Genomic DNA, 17,978 nt, shown 5'->3' with positions numbered 1-17,978 from the left:
ATGACGATGATGTATTCCTACTAGAATGTGATGTAAACTTGGCTCGCTATTCCGGAATAAGTCACAGTACCTCAATCCCCAAAAGAAAGAGCCCCGGCGATCTGCCGGAGCTCTTAACTACACACTTTGTTCCTGAAGCGGAAGGTTGATGATTGCCCTGATGCCGCCGCCTTCCCGCCGCTCGTAACGCAGGCTGTACGCTTCGCCGAAATGCAGCTGAATGCGTTGGTTGACATTACGGATGCCGTAGCCTTTGTCGGTCGCATTTCCATTTACAATCTGCTCCAGACGCTCCATATCAACCGGCAGGAAGCCATTATCCTCCACCGTCATATGAATCTCGTTCACCGCGCGGTGCACCCTTATCCAGATTTCTCCTTCCCCGTCCATGCTGCTTACGCTATGGAAGATTGCGTTTTCCACCAGAGGCTGCAAAATTACCTTTGGCGTCATGTATCCTTTCAAGGAATCGTCAATATCCCAATAGACCTCGAATGTATCCGGGTATCGCTTCATTTGAAGCCGGCTGTACGCCTGGACATGCTCCATTTCCTCGGCGATTGTAATAATGGACTTGCCTTTGCTGAGCCCGATTCGGAGCAGCTTCGATAGATCCTTAACCATGTCGCCAACGCCGGTATTTCCGCTATCCAGCGCATACCAGTAGATCGAGTCGAGTGTATTGTACAGCAGATGCGGGGTAATCTGAGAATGGAGCGTCGCCAGCTCATTCTCCTTCTGCTTAATCTTCATGACATAGTTTTCATCGATCGAGTTGTCCAATCGGGTGGTCATTTTGAGAAACGCGCCATACAAAATACCGAACTCGTCCGATCGCAGCAGCTTCCCGTCCATATCCAGCTTTTTCCCCGGCTCATAAATTTTCGTAATGGACACTAATCGAACTAGCGGCTTCACGATAATCCGCAGCAAGTAGAGGACAAATACGAGCACGAATGCCAGGTAAATAGCCGATATGCCCATAATCATCCACTGGAATACCGTTTGGTTTCCGGTAATGGACTCGAACGGTATTTTATAAACGAGGCGCGTATTGAACGCAGAACGCTGGGAATACGCGTACAGCCATTTCTTGCCCCCCTCGCTGGCAAAATAATAGCCGTCTATCTGGTTTTCCGCTTCCTTGGGAATGGACGTCATTTGCAGAGCCTGCGATCCTGCCTTCATAAGCAGTTCATTCTGGTCGTTGAACAAATAAATGCCTGCATGGTCCGGCAATTGCACGGAAACGATATCCCTATTCAACAGCACCTCTACCTTCGTCACAACGAGAAAGCCAATCGATTCGTCATACTTCTCCGGATTCAAGATGCTCCGCAAAAAGCTAACCGTAGCCGCTCCGCCTTCCGCTTGCAATAAATGCAGCGTTCCGCCGCCGCCTTCCCGCAGCGAGCGCTCCGCCCATTCAGGCTGCTCCGCGATTTCCTTATTAAAGTATTTGAACCCCTTGGTCTTGTAAGAGAGATCGAAGGGTGTGCTTTTCCCTGCCGTGTTCATCATATACAGCGTATAGTCGGTCCCGTCCGACGACCATCGCTCCAGAATGTCGTCTGCTTCCCTAATTTGTCCCAGCGTCTCGATGTTCGTCCAGAAGCCGTATTGCTTCGAATCGCTAAAAAAATAGTTGTCGAGCAGCGTCACCGTTCGGTCATTAACCGACGACAGCGTCTTCTCGATGGTGACATGGTTCTGTTTCACCAGCTGCAGCGTCGTCCTGCCCACCTCATCCCGCATCGAATCAGAGGCTTTGTAAGCAGAAAACCAGGCGACGACTAGGCATGGACCCACGATAAACAAGGCAAACGCAAGCGTAACCTTATATTTGAGCTTCAGCCTAATCCCCCCTGACCTTCTTTTCTATACTCAGCGGGACTGACGCCTGCATACCGCTTGAACATGCGGCCGAAATGCTCCGGTGACTCATAGCCCACCTCATAAGCAACCTCGTATCGTTTTTTGTCCGTAGTGGCAAGCAAATGCTTCGCCTCTTCAATACGCAGCTCGGTTACGTAATCCCAAAGGTTCTTTTTCATCTCCTGCTTAAACAGATAGCTTAAATACGCCGTACTGAAATGGACCTCATTCGCTATATCTTGAATTTTGAGCGCAGGATTCCGGAAATTCAGACGAATATAGCCCGTTATTCTCGCAAGTATGGATTGATCCCGTTCCTTGACGAGCAGCCGGACCAGCTTGGCGGTCTCCTGAATGTATTCCCGCAGACGTTCAATTCTTGCCTCTCCAGCCATATGCTTGAAATAAACGTCCGGGTCAAACCGCTGCAGCGAGATGCCATTTGCCGTTCCGTATTCCAGCATCAAGCCATATAAGCGGTAAACCAGCATGCCGAAATAGCTGTTAAACAGCTCGGCTGATTGGCCAAGCTCCTTCAGCGGCTTGATAATCGTTCCCGTATCGACTGGCAGCGGTTTGTCGAGGCCCGTTTTTAGACCCTGCACGTACTCGTCAACCTTTGCCATCCACTCCACGACACTGAGGTTTTCCTGCGCTAGAACATCCTCGTAATAGAAGACGTGGTTGCTTGGGTGGAGGGTTTTCCACTCGGCTGCCGTATTGGCTTCCTCCATAAGCTTAGGCAGCATGAAAATGTCCGAATGAAGCGTGCTCATCCCGATCGTTGTCTCGACATTCAAATATTGCTTTAAGTTCATATGGATCATCTGTCCGATCAAATGCATTTGCGACTTGACATGAAAGCGCTGGCCGGACATCTCTTGCTCATTTAGTTGAATAATGCCGATCAACTCATTGCCGAACCCGTTGAAGGTTAAGCCATGCCACTCGGACAGGCTTTCCTCCATAATATTAATCGATGCGTATTTAAGCAGCTTGCGATCCTGAAGCGTAATTTCGCGGTTGCTGAAGCCGCCGTGATTCAAGCCTAGCCGAATGGATACAACCCCCAGATAATGGCCCTTAATCTGCTCGCCAAGCTCAGCGATCAGCTCCTTATAGTCCCTCTTGGTTAGGTTGCGCTCCGTAACGAGCTCCATTAGCAGCTCATTGCGGCTTAACGCTTCCGTTTTTTCCTTTTCCCGCTGCCACTTCGATAGCTCCAGCGACTTCCTCCCTATCTCTTCCTTTTCGTTCAATACTTTTCGCACGACGCGCAGCAGGTCCTCCTGCTCCACCGGCTTAACGAGGTAATCACGGGCTCCGAGGCGCATCGACTTTTTGGCAAAATCGAATTTCTCATGCGCGGAAATAACAATGATGGGCAGATTCGGCTGCTCCATATATATCGTCTCCATCAGCTCGATGCCGCTCATTCTTCCCATCTGGATATCGGTAAGCACCAAGTCGAACGTATCCATTCTCAAATAATCGATCGCTTCGAAGCCGTTCAATGCCGTCTCTACATAGGTAATATTCAAATCCGAGCTGAGCAAAAAATTTTTAATGCCCATGCTCACACGCGGCTCGTCGTCTACAACCAATATCTTGTTCATGAATGTGAGCCTCCAATTTGAGCAGAATAGCTAGCCTATCGGGACGATATAGATCCGATTCCAATCTTCTACTAACAGTCTAATGACGCTGCCTCGGCTTAGCCATGATCTTTCCTTCGCGAATTGTGATGTATATGAGGAACCTTTACGTATGATCGGTGAATCTGGAAGGAGGCTGCTGATGAAAGCGTTTAAATATTTTGGAAAACGTATAAGGATCGGAAAAGCCAAGCTGATAGGCGATCTGCTTGACCGTCAGCTTGCGGCCCATGAGCAGCTCCCGAGCGCGGTTCATTTTCATTTTGGTAATGTAATGCTGTGGCGTCAGCCCTATATTCGCTTTGAAAAAGGCATAAAAATATTTAGGGGACATGCTGATCAGCTCGGCTAAATGTTCGGCTGAGATTTGTTTTTCGATATGGTCGTCGATATATTGAAGCACTGGCTTTAGCTTGTCGTAGCTCCCTCTTTGAGGAGCGGAGGGCATCTTGTCTAAGGGGTTACGTGCAGACGCAGCAAGAAGCTTGGCAAGAAGTACAAGGAAATACCCCTTCAACACAAGCGCTGACATCGGCTCCTTGTTTTTGAAGGCGTCAAAGCTGGCTCGAAACCGCGGTCCTTCCTCTTGAAAATAACGCTGCGGAATTAACCCCATCAGCCCAAACTCGTCCAGAAAGTTGATCCGCTTGCCTACGGGAAAATCGAAATGAATAAATATATGGGTACAAGCCGCAGCATGGCATTCCGCGGAATAAGGCACGCCTGGATTAAAAAACACAATATCGCCTGCTCGGGCGACAGCTCTGCCTCCATGGCATTCAATTGTGATCTCGCCGCTTGTCACATACCACAAATCGTAGTCCGGATGCTTCTTCTTCTCCGACCAGCCAATCTCATGTGCAGCATACCCGCTGTTGTTGAATCTCAGCTCGACGTCCTCGATTAAGGCATTCATCCTGTTTCTATCCAGCACCGGCTATCATTCCTTATCCTGAAATACTCTCAGCCATCAATCCATACTTGTAACCATTTTATGTGATTACTCCCCTTTGTACAATGAAATCAATGACTAAATATCCCGTATAGGAGTGCTGAAAAATGAACCGAATAGGCTGGTGCATGGGCATTGAGCAAGCAGCTTTTCTGGCAAGCAAAGGCTTCGATTATATCGAATGCCCTTTATCCTCGCTTCCCCTTGAGGATGAGCTCGCTTTGGCGGAGCGGCTGCCGCTGTTTCTGGACTCCCCGCTTCAGGTGGGCGCCATGAACCTGTTTCTTCCGCAAGGCATGCTTGCGGTTGGACCGGAAGTTGACCGGGAACGACTTCGCCGATATGTAAGTAAAGCCGGTGAGACGATAAGCGCAATCGGAGCCCAGATTGTCGTGCTTGGGAGCGGCCGACAGCGCATGATTCCCGAAGGCTGGTCGAAGCAGCAGGCGGAGGAACAGCTGCTTGAGCTGCTGCAGTGGATTTCGGAGGAATGGACAGGCAACGGAGCCGTACTCGCGCTTGAGCCGCTGAACCGAAAGGAATCGAACCTGATTAACCGTGTCGAGGAAGCTGCACAGCTTGTCAGACAGCTGGGTCATGCGAATATACGCGTGCTCGCCGATTTCTACCATATGGATGAAGAGGAAGAGCCGCTTGATACTCTGCTGATTCACAAGGAATGGATTGCCCACATTCATGTTGCGGATACGGGAAGATTGGCTCCGGGAACGGGCTCCTATCCCTATGAGCGGTTTTACCAGCTGCTGCGGAAGATGAACTATACCGGCATGATTTCAGCCGAATGTACGCTGACGGCGGCAGATACGGAGCTGGCGGATAGTTTGGCGTTTATGAGGCGAATGGCGGCGAATGGGGCCTAGTATACGGAGTAGAGCTTGCGGTGAATAGGTGTTAGAGCATGAAAGAGCTGCCCGTCTATAGCGGCAGCTCTTTCTTTATTTTTTAATTTAGGTCAGCTTTTTTGTGAAAATAATTTCTAATGGCTGGCTTTCGAGTAATAGGCTTCCCGCGTCTTTGTAACCTAATTTTCGATAAAAGTGCTGCGCGCCTTCGTCAGCTTGAGTCGATGTCATGACCATCGAAAAACCTTGCTGCTTCATTTCATTTTCCCAAAACTCGACGACATGCTTTCCTAGGCCTGTACCACGGTACTTCTCTTCGATCCAAATCATATTCATAAACGGAGTATTATCCCAAAAGTAACCGAAGCGCATCCATCCTATTATGGCTTCACTATCATCCCGCAATAAGTAGATTTCCCTCTCCCTTATTTTGGGTGCAATTAATTTCTCCGCCAGATGATGATCCCGGCCTCTGATCCAATCCGAATCCTTTTCCGTTGCAGCTGAGATTTTCATGGTTTGCTTTTCCTCATTTCAACACCTTACATGCTTGCGTTTGAATCCAATTCGCCCTTTATCTACTGCTGTTTGAATATTATCGGAAGCGCATATCAACTTGCTTTTTGCTTTGTCCTTGTTCACTTCTACCGGACCTACTGCCTTCGCCGTCTCGAATGCCTGATCATGAAGAGGCGCATAGGATACTCCTACAGTAAAAAGAAAATTATTCATCGAGTATACGGCTCGTTCAGGAACATCGCGAATCGTTTTTTGTACGATTTCAAGCATATTGGCAAGCTTGCTTTCGGAGAATTCATGGTCCGGCCGACTACCCAATAGCCAGCAATAACAGCTCCAGCCCGCTGACATCTTCAGCTCTTCACCGCTTGCGATCCATTTGTCGGCAACTTCCTGTGCAATATCGGTTTCGGACAAGGTTACGGCCACTACAAAGTCAGAAATCATATAAAAATAAGCCGCGTCTATCCAACGGTCAAAATCAGCTTCCGTCATGGCTTTCGGATCTGCAATGACGCCCGCAAAGTACATCGCGTCATAATTCCCCGTGGCATACAGCTCCTCTGCCAGAGGTTGATCCTTTTTGATTTTCTTCGCGATGGGCTTCATCTCGCCTGTAGTCACACCGAATAGCGGTTCCTGTGCGCCATTGGATACATATATTTTTTTCATTCGTTCCTTGCTGAGACCTTCAAGCTCCTGCATGACCATTTCTACATTCATTGTTTAACACTTCCCTTTAGGTGAAGGATATCATCCATTCTATCATAAAATAGTCGGTACCATCCCTCCATCCATACGAATCGGAGAACCTTTAAACGCGGAAGCATAAGGACTGCATACAAAGGCCGCTAGTCTACCGATTTCAATAGGCCTGATAAATCGCTGTATTTCAGATTGAGGCAGGTTCGTAGCCATGAAATGTTTTTCTTTTTCCGAAAAAGCCATACCATCATTAGCGTATATGCCCTCAATAATGTGCTGCACCTTTTCCGAAAGCGTTGGGCCTGGCAGAATCGTATTGACGGTGACTTCCGTTCCTATCGTTAATTTGGACAAGCTTTTGGATAAGGATAACAGCATGGATTTGGTCATAGCGTACTGCGGCATTTGTCCCGAAGGCATAATGGCTTCCTCGCTCGCAATAAAGATTATGCGGCCATATTCGTTTTTTAACATTTTGGGCAAATAAAATTTAGATAATGCGTTTGCAGCCAGAACATTCGTCCGGAAGTATTTTTCCCACACTTCATCGTCAATGTCCTCGTATCTCATTATTTCATAAATACCCATGTTGTTAACCAAAATATCGATAGTAGGGTATTTCTCAAATAAAGCTTCCCTTTGCGCAATATCCACAATATCGGCGGCAGCATTCTGTGGAGAGGTACCTGGAAATCGTGACTTTATTTCATTTACCGTTTGTTCGACCTCTTCATTATTCCGTCCGTTAATGAGTACATGCACGCCTTCTTTGGCGAGCTCTATGGCGATTGCTTTGCCTATCCCTTTCGTCGACCCTGTGACTAAAGCTGTTTTATTATTTAATCCCATATCCATCATTTATTTCTCCTTTATATGTCGGATAGGGATTATGTTACCTTGTACGTTTTATTCAGTAACTAGCCTATTGCGCCAAAGTTCTTGTTTAACACGCCAATTCGAAGGCGTGTCCCCTTCCCATAGACGGAAGGCGCGGTAGAAGGAGTTCTGGTCCTCATATCCAATCAAGAAAGCTACCTCTTTAATATCGAGCGAGGGGTCTGCCAAATATGCCAACGCCTGTTCATGCCTAGCTTGTGTCAACACCTGCTTAAAGCTCATGTTTTCATCCGCAAGCCGGCGCTGCAAGGTACGATTGCTCAACCCCATTTCCTTCGCGGCAGTCTGGATGTCGGGGCGCCCTCCAGTGAGGCTGCGTTTCATAATCCATTTGACCGTCTCGGTAAAGGAGCGGCTGCTCTGCTGTTCATCCAATGATTGGTCCAGAACAGGAGTCAGAACCTCCAGCAATTCTTCGTTGTATGAGACAAATGGACGGTCCAGATCGCTTCGATGCAGCGTTAAACGATTATATGGCGTACCCATCCTCACGGGACAGCCGAAGTACGCTTCAAGTGTCTGTGTGTCACCCATTGCTTGCGAAAATTCGACAAGCCTTGCCGTCAACGGTTGACCCGTGCCCCGGCGCCCAAGCTCCAGAAGGCATGCCAATGTGATGCCAACCAGCATCGGCGGGCCGGATTGCTCGTTATGCAGCCATTCCAATTCGATTGCGCAGAGCTCGCCTTCCTCCGTGATACGCAGGTTTTCAGGCGGGCACAGCTGTTTGTACCGTGCCATTCGATTTAGAGCGTCGCGATAGTCACGAGCGTGGTAAGTCGCTAAGACGGTCGGCGGGTACTTCGCTGTTTCAAAGGCGGTCGCAAGCAAGGTGATTCCTTTCGCCGTATCGCCAATAAGATCGGAATACGCCTGCCAGATCGCGAAATATTGGGCGGTATTCACGATAGGTTCATTCACAATGGAGAGCGGCAGACCTGCTTTGCGTGCTACTTCATGGGTGGCGATGCCTAAATCTCGTATTCCTGCCCAGAGACCTAACGGAATTTTAATACGCTCAGAAACATGAGACTTCATACATATGGACTCCTTTATCTGCTTGCATATTCATATATGTTCATTCCTGTTGGTTGAAGCTCGGTATCCTGCATGAAGTCGCCTTGAAAGGTTCTATTATAGTCGTTAATATATGCGTTCCGTTAATCATCCATCATTATCGATCTTCTTGCAAACAAGCCTCGATGAATTCGAATAAACTTTTTCCTTCTACGGAACGGTATCCCCAATCATGCCAGAAGTATAACACTTGCCCCACGACTCCCGCTTCTGCTGGGTCCGTATCTATGCATAGGTAATCCCCGCCGCCGTTTCCGGCAATGGGAATCCACTTGGCATTCCATAGAACTGGCTTAATTTCACTGTCTATACTCATCTCCAAATCATCGGGATCGAATTCCTCTTGGAGGAAAGTCCAGTTGTCTATGATTTCCGAAATCGGGGAAAGAGTCAGGTTCCTAACAAAAGAACGAACCCCCACTCCGCCATTTTGTCCGTTATGCACGCTATAGAAGCTTTTTAACGATTCAGGTAGGGTGATTTCCAGTGTACGCTCGATGAGCTGGAAATCCTCATCCCTTGCGCCTGGTTGCAGATGCAATGATTCTTTAACATTCGCTTCCGTATCCGAACTTCTATCCACTATACGCTCCCATAGCCGATCAGCTTGGTTGTTCATGACATTAGCCTCCCTTTCTTTGAACGTTTCTTTCCGATCCTACAAACCGCATATACGATTGATCACGTTCGGCAGATCCATCAAGTTATCACAAATCGCGTCAGGCTCTGTATGCGATTCATCCTTGCTTTTAAGAATGGCAAACATCCCGAGCTCTTTAGCGGGAATAATATCTGCCCTGAGACTATCCCCTATAAATACGGTACGCTCACACGAGGAATCTAAATCTTTTAAAGCAATGTTGAAAATGGCGTGATCCGGCTTTTTAATATGGACCTCACCTGAAGTAACAATGACGCTGAAATAATCGGTTATCCCTAATGCGGAAATCTTATTGCGTTGATAGAAATCTCTGCCGTTCGTAATTAGACCCAGTTTATAGCCTTGCTGCTTTAATATGACGAGCATCTCATGCAACCCGGGGAAACCCACGCTGTGCAAATGAAAATTTGTGTTCAAATCAGTTAACAGCTCCGCGTACAGGCTCTTCTCGATATGGAAGATGTCTATCAGCTTCGCATAAACTTCCTCTTTAGGCATAACGACGTTGTTTAATTCGGTGAACTTGTCTATGAACTCTCTTTTATTCGGAATAAATCTAATTAAACCAAACTGATTATACTGGTAATTCGCAAAGCTTAGAAGTGACTGGTTTTTATCGAACAATGTCTGATCCAAGTCAAAAATGACGGTATCTATTTCCCTTAAAACAGTCCTCACCCCTTACAAGCTGCTTATTATGAAAATACTGTTCTACAAAGTTCGACAAAAAGAAAACAGGACTTCTATAACATTACATTGAATCAATGGCTTTATCCATATAACATCTTTCATTTCTTGATTATGATTGTTTTTGCAATCTGATATAAAGCCACTTTATGATCAGTTGAAGCTCCAAATTCCATTAACCCCACTTTCTTGAACTTACCATCATCAGTAGGTGTTGCAATATACCACCCTTTCTTATTTTTGCGGTATCCAACAATAAACAAATATCGTAACGCCAGTTAATTATTTTTACCCAAACGTCTTTTTTTCGAATACTCGGTTGTCCGTCCGTTGAATAGTACCGTGAATTTTTTGACTTAGCGACCATGCCTTCAAGTTCAAATTGTTTGATTTTTCCGAAGAGCTCAATGCCCTTTTCTTGTATATAAAATAATTGTGGTTGATTAACAGTCACCTCATCTAGCAGCTGCTTTCGTTCGAGAAGCGGCATATTCATTACTGACTTTCCACGATGTTTTAATATATCGAAATATTTTTTATCTTGTCCAAAAAAAAATAAAACTCCGACGATTGGAGTTTTCAAATGACAACAAAAAAAGACTAGTCCGAAGATTAGTCGTTTGCATGTAATTTCTATATTGACTACCTCGTAGTTTCATCAACTTCACGACGGGCATTAATCATTTCCTTTTGAGCAGCGACTTTCCGAAGTTGTGTATTGTGTTTCTAGCGCTCGTTTGCCATATGAGCCTTCATTCCAGCTTTCGCTTCCTTATGGGCTTGTGCAAATAACATGGCTCATTCCTCCTTAAATATCTACGATAGTTTCTGCGAGGTTTTTTCTCTAGAGACTAAGGATTTGATTCTAACTGGAGGGGTTGTCCTTCTTGTGCTAAAGTCTCATCTTTTATGAGTCTATCTAACTCTGTAACCTTATTTGAATCTATTACATTTAAAAATTTACGTACAACTCTTGATTTCGTGGGGTCTTCCTTTATCGTATAATAGCAGAAATCAACCAGTGTGTCTTGTTCCATTAATTTGTTCGGATTATCTTCATCCCATGTCACTAAAATAGGAGTATCTTGAATAACTTCTCCAATATCATAGTCATTACTACATATAATCGATGCACCTATTAAAAGTGCTGCTGCTAAACTATGTATTTCACCGAGATTATTCGTATGTTTTATTGGACGATTTTGTGCTTTTTTCTTTTCATCTAATTTAGCAAAGGCTTCTCTCATATCGCGAAAATAGCTTTGGTACAAAGCAAAATCTTCGTCTGTTAATGCTTTCTCATCTTCTGGATTGAATAATTTCCATTTTCCTTGGGCAATATAATCTTCGACGGGTTTTCTAACTTCAGATTTCAACAATTCTTTGAGTACGACTTGATGGATATATATTTCACTATACTGTGAATCGATCCATGAAAACACGTTGGCGGATCTAAAGGTTGCAGCATGAATCAATATATTTGAATCTACAAATACTTTACCTTTACGCATCTTCTTCGTGCCTCTTTGTAAGTGAGTCATGCTGAATCTGTTCTGCAATCTTGGGTGAATATTTTGATATTTTATTAGCGGCTGTAAGAATATCTAACCCTTTGTGCTCAACATTTTCTAAAACTACTTTCTCATACTCAACAAAACGCACTTCTGGACTTGAATGGTCTGAAGCGGAAGCTGGAAGACCTAGTTCGTTACGCCGAGCTAGCCATTCTAATTCTTCCAATTTATTAAGTTTATTACCTGATATGATTTCACCTAACTCGCCCAGTCTTCTAACTACAGTTTTATAAGGAGCGTAAGAAAGATCTGCAATTTGTAGAATAGCTCTTTCTTCACCATATTTAGTTTTAAATTTATTCCAGAAGTGCTTTGTTAGAGCTTTAGGAAGCATAATTGCTGCTGAGAAACGATCTGCAGCACGTTCATGGTCAAAATCATTATCTTGCATCTTACTTCCTTCTATTAAATGCCACAACTCATGAGCTGCTGTAAAATAACGTGTACGCAACGAATGAAAAGTATTCAATGCAACAAACTGATCCCCATTTTGATGAGAAATAGCTGCACCAAAATATTTTTCATCTTCCACATATTGATATATTATTTTCACTTTGTCAGATAGCAAACGCTCAATATGAGAACCAATGAATATATCTTGACCTATTGCATCTTCCAAAAAGTCAGCTGCATAAGCTTCGGCAACCTTTTCAGCCTTTTCTCGATGATCCATTAAGTCACCTGCTCTGTTAACTGCTCTTTGAGTCCCACATAGTCTTCAATTGCAAATAACAAGGAATCAAATTCTATTTTTGAATGACGATTTGACGTACTGCCTCTTAACTGATACGTCAATACCCCCCGCTCTTGTGTTTCTGGCTGAAGAAGATCTGACATCTGTTTGTTCAACAATTTTGCTAGTGGTTCAATATAATATGGCTGTAGCACACGTTTTCCTGACATCACATGACCTACCATAGCTTTACTAATGTTAAGTTCATTTGCTATATCTTGATAAGATTTGCCCTCTTTGTCCAACCAAGCCTTAACTTTGCTAATTATAATTTCATCTGTTTTCATACATACTTCCCCCTGTTCCGTATACAAATATAATACCATTTTCTGTAGACGTATACAAACCGACTCATCTTATTATATGCATTTTAGTAAGAAATGATACAGACGTTGATTATTTAAAATTCTTAGAGCCTGTATTCTTTTAACTAACGTTTCCCGTTAAGAGGATAACTAACTCCAAATTGGCGACCTACTTTAAATATTATGATTTTCATGTTTGTCAGTTATCATCCAATTTCCATTTTTTAAGTTTTACCTTTAATTTCATTGGAACTTTTGATGAACCATATATAACTTTCTTTGAGTCTTTGTCTAATCATCTGCTTCACCAACTGATTGAATTATTGTTCGAGCAGTGCAGGTAGCTATTTATTCCCGTATTAATTGTACTTATAGTATTTGGGATATGGAATTTAGTCTGGTTGACATTAACAAAGAACAGGTATCAGGACTTTATTGTAGCTGTGCCTAAAAATGAACGGAGGACATATGTAATTCAAGAAGAGGGGTATGCCTATAGTGTGAAACTACCCGATTACATAAGCTTCACTGGTAATCTAGCGATTACCAATTCCGAAAAAGGGGAGCTTTTAATTATATGGCCATTAATTAATGGCGGTTATGAATATGGAATGAGATTTCAGAAAGACGGAGAAGCCTATGAGATTTATGTCGATGATAATATGCAACCAGTGAATAAGGATGATGTTCAAACGGTACAACTCGTACAAAAATACAAATCTGAGATAGATGAATTATTTGAAAGAGCCCGGGAAAGTGGAGTCTTAAATAATGATGGGTTCGGGTCAATAAACTAGTTAAGGGTGCAGTTCATACGGCATCTGCTCCCTTTCTTTATATGGCAGCTAATCTGGATTCACTTGCATGTGCTTACTAATAACTTCTACTTGTTCGGCTCCTGTACGTTTATATCTATTCGTTGAAGGTTGGTGATGAACGATAGTGTCACGTTCATACCAATCGTACAATCAGACAAAACATGGCTGCAATAAGCTAGAATTGATCACAACATAAAGAGATTACATCATCGTTGGCCATCGCTTGTTCTTCTATACTTTATAATGTAAGCGATTACATATTAAAAGGAGGCGGATTGATGATTGCGCTTTGAGGCGCTCATTGGAATGGTAACATGTACGGCGTTATACTCAACGATTCAAAAAAAATGGAGGAATGAAAAATGATGGCTGCACCCCCGAGAGCTAATCGGGCAAGAAGAGCTTTCTACTACTATTTGGGTCTTATTGTATTCCTGAATACGCTATTGCTGGTCCCTGCCCCCTCTTCAGCTGCTGTAGCACCTTTCCCCGGTCCAAACAATCCGCTTATCTATGATGATTTCAACGGTGGCGGCGTGTTTAAACTGAACTGGATGAACTGGTTTAATCAAGCGGGCGGCACCGGAGCCTTCACGAAAACGACGGTTGATACGCGCTCCGTAGGCAAATTTGCACAAACGCCGGCAACGAACGCCTCTTGGGCCAAATTCCAGCCATGGAATGAGGTTGTGAATTTAACCGGCTACCGCTACCTGAACTTTACCATGAAAAATCCTGGATATGCCGATTCCCTCATTCGTATCGTGATTAACGACGGTTCGAGAAACTATACCCTTACCAACAACTGGGTAGCCGTGTCTAACGATTGGAGCGTAAGCCAGTTCGATCTCGATGCGCTCGTTCCGGCCATGAATAAAGAGAAGATTAAATTTGAAATTTGGCTGAGACAAAACGGCGGCGCTTACGGTGAAATTTTAATTGATGAGATATCCGCCACAACCGCTTCCAGCGGTACTGCCCCAACGCTAACCGCTACAAGCATGACCTCCAACTCAGATTCAGCGAGCAATCAGAACACGCTGTTCACCTTTCAAGCGACATATACGGATGCAGATAATCAAAAGCCTTATGCCATGTAGGTTGTAGTTGACGATAAAGCCTACGACATGCGGGAAACGGACAGCGCGGACACCACCTATTCGGATGGCAAAAGCTATGTCTTTATGACGAAGCTGCCGGTGGGCAGCCATGCGCATTACTTCCGCACAACGGATCTTACCTCGAACGAGGTCAAAACCGCTGTTCAAGCTTCACCCGTCGTGGCCTTCTCCGAGCAGGTCATTGACGTGGTCGTCAGCCAAGTCGGCTACAACACCAACGATTTCAAAAACGCCAAGGTCACCTCCTCAGTGAAACTGACGGATACCTCCTACGCGGTTAAGGGTGGCGGAAACGTCGTCGCATCAGGCAGCATGGAATATGAAGGCGTTGTGTGGAACAAGCATGTCTATTCCATCGATTTCTCCTCTGTGACAACAAACGGCAACGCATATACGCTCAAAAGCAACGGAGTTTCTTCATTCATCTTCCCGATTCAGTCCAACATTTGGGATGGATTTAAAGACGAAATGACAGCCTTCTATCGTCTCCTGCGCGCGAGCGCAGCCACCTCGGATGCCTATCCGGCAGGCTATAGCAGCGTAGCGCCTTCGGCGAAGATGTTTCATCCGGCTGGGCATCTCGATGATGGGGCGTCCGCCGACGGCAGCACGCATTATGATCTGACCGGCGGCTGGTATGACGCTGGCGACTACGGCAAATACGGCGGCAACCAATGGGTTGGCGCGCAGATTGCCCTCGCCTATGTCCGCTATGCTGATTCAAGCAGCGTTAAGTACGATAATGACAACAACGGCATCCCCGACCTTGTCGATGAGGCGATCTTTGGAAGCGAGTACTTAGTCAAGTATGCCGACCAGCTTGGCGGGGCCATGTATGATCTTAAGAATAACGCTTCGTTCGTCCACCCGCATAAATCAACGGATAACATTGTCGGAACGGCTGATGACCGTAAAATTTCCGGCTATGGCGTAGGAGGCTCCGCCAAATCCGCAGGAACCCTTGCCGCTACGGCGCGTGCCATACGTATTGCGATTGCAGAAGGCGACATTGCTCCTGCCAAAGTCACGGCACTCACTGCTTTTGCCGAATCATGCGAAGAGGCTGCCGTTACTTTTTACGATTATGTCGTAGCCCATCCCACTGACCCGCATGGCTCCTACAGTACGAACGGCGGTATTGCTAACGCAAAGCTGCTGGCGGATGTAGAACTGTATCTTTTGACGAACGACGCGAAATATAAGGATGCTGCGACTGCTAATATTAATACGCTGACCTTCGGCGACCTATATGCGACTAATTACTGGGATATGCGCCCGATGTCGCTTGCTGAGTTTTACCCGGCTGCCGATTCCGCAACGCAGACTCACATCCACGGCTTGCTGAAGCAGCAGTTAAACTACTTCCTCTCCAATACAGACGATACGCCTTATGGCGTTTTCAATCAGTTCAAAAACTTCGGCGTCAATGAGCCGCATGCTTCTTACTTGGGCGACTTGCTTCGGTATTACGAGCTGTTCGAAGATCCTGCCGCCCTGCGCGCCGTATTAAAGGGCATGTACTGGATTTTTGGGGAAAATCCTTGGAATATTAGCTGGGTTTCCGGCCTTGGCTCCGACTTTGTTGACTTCCCGCATACGAGATATGACGAGGAATCCAATACGGCCGGCGGTACAGGCGTTGTATTCCCAGGCGCCATGGTCAGCGGACCGAATATGAAAAATACAAAGGACAAAAAAAGCGTAAGCCCTTGGTATGAAGACCGTTCGCTTTTCTTGGATGATACGAATCAATGGCGGTACAACGAATTCAGCATAAGCATTCAGTCCGGGCTGCTCTACACGATTATGGGTTTAAGCGCGACCGACACCTCCAATACTTCCGGCGGCACCTATCCGGTAGAGGTTCCCATTCTATCGCCTATCATTGGCGATTACGTCCGCGGCAACGTAACGGTATTTGCGGATCCAGAGCCTGGCTTAACCGCCATGGAGTATAAGGCCGGCGGCGCATACAGCGCAATGACGGTTTCCGGTTCCGTTTATTCTGCCACTATTAATGAGAGTGCTTCGGCTCCTTATAGCAACAAGCGGGTTGATATTAGAGGCACTGACACGCTCGGCAACCATACGTTCAGCTCCACCCACTATACCGTTGCGGCACCGCTGCCTGATCCATCGACACCGCTGCTTTATGATGATTTCGGCGGGGGCGGCCTGTGGGGATCTACGGGCGGCAATAACCAATGGGTAAATTGGTACAGCCAAAACGGCGGAACGACAACCTTTGCCAAAACGACAGCGGATAGCCGTACGGTTGGCAAATTTACGCAAACGCCAGCTTCTGCTACCTCCTATGCCAAATTTCAGCCATGGCATGACGAGGTTGATTTATCCGGCTACCGCTACTTGAACTTCGGATTAAAAAATCCTGGATCTGCTGATCTACGTGTCAAAATCGAGCTTTCAGACGGTACCCGCACGCATAACCTGACAGGCGGCTGGGCGACTGTACCTGCCTCGTGGACGAACCTGCAGGTTAATCTGGACGGACTCGCTTACAGCGTCAATAAGACAAAGGCAAAGCTGGCTATATGGCTCAGCTCAACCTCCGGCGTCTACAACGAGCTGCTGGTCGATGAAATTACTGCGACAAATATAGCAAGCGGAAGCGCGCCGACCCTCACATCGGGCAGTGTAGATCTCGCTGCGGGAGATGCCGCAACCGACTTCACGTTTAACGTGACGTATACGGATGCAGATAATGAAGCGCCTTTTGCTATGGAGCTTATCCTTGACGGCGTCGTACGGAACATGACCCCAGTAAATACAGGCGATACCACGTATTCGGATGGCAAAGCCTATACGTACACGGCGAAGCTGCCGCTCGGCGTCCATTCCTACTACTTCCACACGACGGACACGACTTCTAACGCAGTCAGTAGCGCCGTGCAGTCTGGTCCCGAGGTCAGCAAGGCGCTTTTCTCCGATGATTTTGGCGACGGGAATGCCGATGGATGGTCCCCCGTCAGCGGAGCATGGGCCGTACAATCCGGGCAATATAACGGCCAAGCAGCCGGCGGCAACAGCCACTCCGTAACCGGCAGCGTCTATTGGACGGACTACACGCTGGAGGCCAAAGTGAGCGTCACCAACAACTCAGGCGGCAATAAGGATGCAGGCCTCGTATTCCGTTACACGGACGAGAGCAACTATTACGTGCTTTATCTTAAGAACAACGATAAATCAGGCCGCAAAATGGAGCTCGTCAAAATCGTTGGCGGGGTTAAAACCTCGCTTGGCTTCGCTAACCCGAGCATAGCTGCGGATACTCTGTATCCTTATAAAGTAGTTGTTGATGGAAGCTCCATTACCGCCTATAAGGATGGCATTGCCGAGATCAGCGTAACCGACAGCTCCTTTAGCAGCGGCAAAATAGGCGCACGAGTATATGCGCACACCAAAGCCATTTTTGATGACGTGATTGTAACGAGATAAGAGGGGCTGTATAGAAAACAGAGCTGTCTCTGAGGTCAATTCAAACCTTTTAGACAGCTCTATTTCTGCTATAAAGATAT

General features: G+C 46.1%; 17 protein-coding genes. 4 read left to right on the top strand and 13 right to left on the bottom strand.

The genetic code is table 11. The features are described 5' to 3' along the window. Window positions 1-117: 117 nt before the first annotated feature. The 3 genes from AB4Z29_RS18490 to AB4Z29_RS18480 form a co-directional block, all read right to left on the bottom strand. The gene (locus AB4Z29_RS18490; RefSeq protein ID WP_441944489.1) at window positions 118-1,755 is read right to left on the bottom strand and encodes a sensor histidine kinase; all 1,638 of its coding nucleotides are present in this window, start codon (window positions 1,753-1,755) and stop codon (window positions 118-120) included. 95 nt (window positions 1,756-1,850) lie between these two features. Beyond that, window positions 1,851-3,491 carry a response regulator transcription factor gene (locus AB4Z29_RS18485; RefSeq protein ID WP_441944488.1) on the bottom strand — a complete coding sequence of 547 codons (1,641 nt, stop codon included), beginning with the start codon at window positions 3,489-3,491 and terminating at the stop codon, window positions 1,851-1,853. Window positions 3,492-3,636: 145 nt separating this feature from the next. Next, window positions 3,637-4,464, bottom strand: a complete 828-nt coding sequence (locus AB4Z29_RS18480) for an AraC family transcriptional regulator (protein ID WP_441944487.1) — start codon at window positions 4,462-4,464, stop codon at window positions 3,637-3,639. A 125-nt stretch (window positions 4,465-4,589) separates the two neighbouring features. On the opposite strand from AB4Z29_RS18480, the gene AB4Z29_RS18475 reads away from it, so the two are divergent. After that, on the top strand, window positions 4,590-5,363 hold the full coding sequence (locus AB4Z29_RS18475; protein WP_441944486.1) for a sugar phosphate isomerase/epimerase family protein: 774 nt from the start codon (window positions 4,590-4,592) through the stop codon (window positions 5,361-5,363). 87 nt (window positions 5,364-5,450) lie between these two features. Here the strand turns inward: AB4Z29_RS18475 and AB4Z29_RS18470 are convergent, their stop codons facing one another. From AB4Z29_RS18470 to AB4Z29_RS18425, 10 genes are all read right to left on the bottom strand, one after another. Beyond that, complete coding sequence (locus AB4Z29_RS18470) at window positions 5,451-5,861, bottom strand: GNAT family N-acetyltransferase (RefSeq protein WP_441944485.1); 411 nt, start codon at window positions 5,859-5,861, stop codon at window positions 5,451-5,453. 18 nt (window positions 5,862-5,879) lie between these two features. Continuing rightward, window positions 5,880-6,587 carry a DNA alkylation repair protein gene (locus AB4Z29_RS18465; RefSeq protein WP_441944484.1) on the bottom strand — a complete coding sequence of 236 codons (708 nt, stop codon included), beginning with the start codon at window positions 6,585-6,587 and terminating at the stop codon, window positions 5,880-5,882. 42 nt (window positions 6,588-6,629) lie between these two features. Next, window positions 6,630-7,424, bottom strand: a complete 795-nt coding sequence (locus tag AB4Z29_RS18460) for an SDR family NAD(P)-dependent oxidoreductase (protein WP_441944521.1) — start codon at window positions 7,422-7,424, stop codon at window positions 6,630-6,632. Window positions 7,425-7,475: 51 nt separating this feature from the next. Next, entirely contained in the window at window positions 7,476-8,504 is a 1,029-nt protein-coding gene (locus AB4Z29_RS18455; protein ID WP_441944483.1) for an AraC family transcriptional regulator ligand-binding domain-containing protein, read from the bottom strand. Between the two features lie 136 nt (window positions 8,505-8,640). Then, window positions 8,641-9,162 carry an SMI1/KNR4 family protein gene (locus AB4Z29_RS18450; protein WP_441944482.1) on the bottom strand — a complete coding sequence of 174 codons (522 nt, stop codon included), beginning with the start codon at window positions 9,160-9,162 and terminating at the stop codon, window positions 8,641-8,643. Between the two features lie 39 nt (window positions 9,163-9,201). After that, entirely contained in the window at window positions 9,202-9,882 is a 681-nt protein-coding gene (locus AB4Z29_RS18445) for an HAD family hydrolase (RefSeq protein WP_441944481.1), read from the bottom strand. A 184-nt stretch (window positions 9,883-10,066) separates the two neighbouring features. After that, the gene (locus tag AB4Z29_RS18440; protein WP_441944480.1) at window positions 10,067-10,474 is read right to left on the bottom strand and encodes an ATP-dependent DNA ligase; all 408 of its coding nucleotides are present in this window, start codon (window positions 10,472-10,474) and stop codon (window positions 10,067-10,069) included. A gap of 268 nt (window positions 10,475-10,742) precedes the next feature. Further along, window positions 10,743-11,402: a PIN domain-containing protein gene (locus AB4Z29_RS18435; protein WP_441944479.1), complete on the bottom strand. Its 660-nt coding sequence runs from the start codon at window positions 11,400-11,402 to the stop codon at window positions 10,743-10,745. Beyond that, window positions 11,395-12,138, bottom strand: a complete 744-nt coding sequence (locus AB4Z29_RS18430) for an ImmA/IrrE family metallo-endopeptidase (protein ID WP_441944478.1) — start codon at window positions 12,136-12,138, stop codon at window positions 11,395-11,397. The genes AB4Z29_RS18435 and AB4Z29_RS18430 overlap by 8 nt, the downstream gene beginning before the upstream one ends. Continuing rightward, window positions 12,138-12,485 (bottom strand): helix-turn-helix domain-containing protein, encoded by a 348-nt coding sequence (locus AB4Z29_RS18425; RefSeq protein WP_441944477.1) that lies wholly within the window; start codon window positions 12,483-12,485, stop codon window positions 12,138-12,140. The genes AB4Z29_RS18430 and AB4Z29_RS18425 overlap by 1 nt, the downstream gene beginning before the upstream one ends. Window positions 12,486-12,904: 419 nt before the next feature. Here AB4Z29_RS18425 and AB4Z29_RS18420 point away from each other — a divergent pair, with 419 nt between their 5' ends. The 3 genes from AB4Z29_RS18420 (at window position 12,905) to AB4Z29_RS18410 (ending at window position 17,898) form a co-directional block, all read left to right on the top strand. Further along, window positions 12,905-13,300, top strand: coding sequence for a hypothetical protein (locus tag AB4Z29_RS18420; protein WP_441944476.1), 396 nt, complete (start codon window positions 12,905-12,907; stop codon window positions 13,298-13,300). Between the two features lie 383 nt (window positions 13,301-13,683). After that, window positions 13,684-14,421: a hypothetical protein gene (locus AB4Z29_RS18415; RefSeq protein WP_441944475.1), complete on the top strand. Its 738-nt coding sequence runs from the start codon at window positions 13,684-13,686 to the stop codon at window positions 14,419-14,421. Window positions 14,422-14,448: 27 nt separating this feature from the next. Next, a complete protein-coding gene (locus tag AB4Z29_RS18410) occupies window positions 14,449-17,898 on the top strand; it encodes a glycoside hydrolase family 9 protein (RefSeq protein ID WP_441944474.1) in 3,450 nt (1,149 codons plus the stop codon). The last annotated feature ends 80 nt before the right edge of the window (window positions 17,899-17,978 follow it).

This window comes from Paenibacillus sp. 2TAB23, from assembly GCF_052115165.1.
Lineage (GTDB): Bacteria > Bacillota > Bacilli > Paenibacillales > Paenibacillaceae > Pristimantibacillus.
This window is presented reverse-complemented; position numbering and strand designations above follow the sequence as displayed.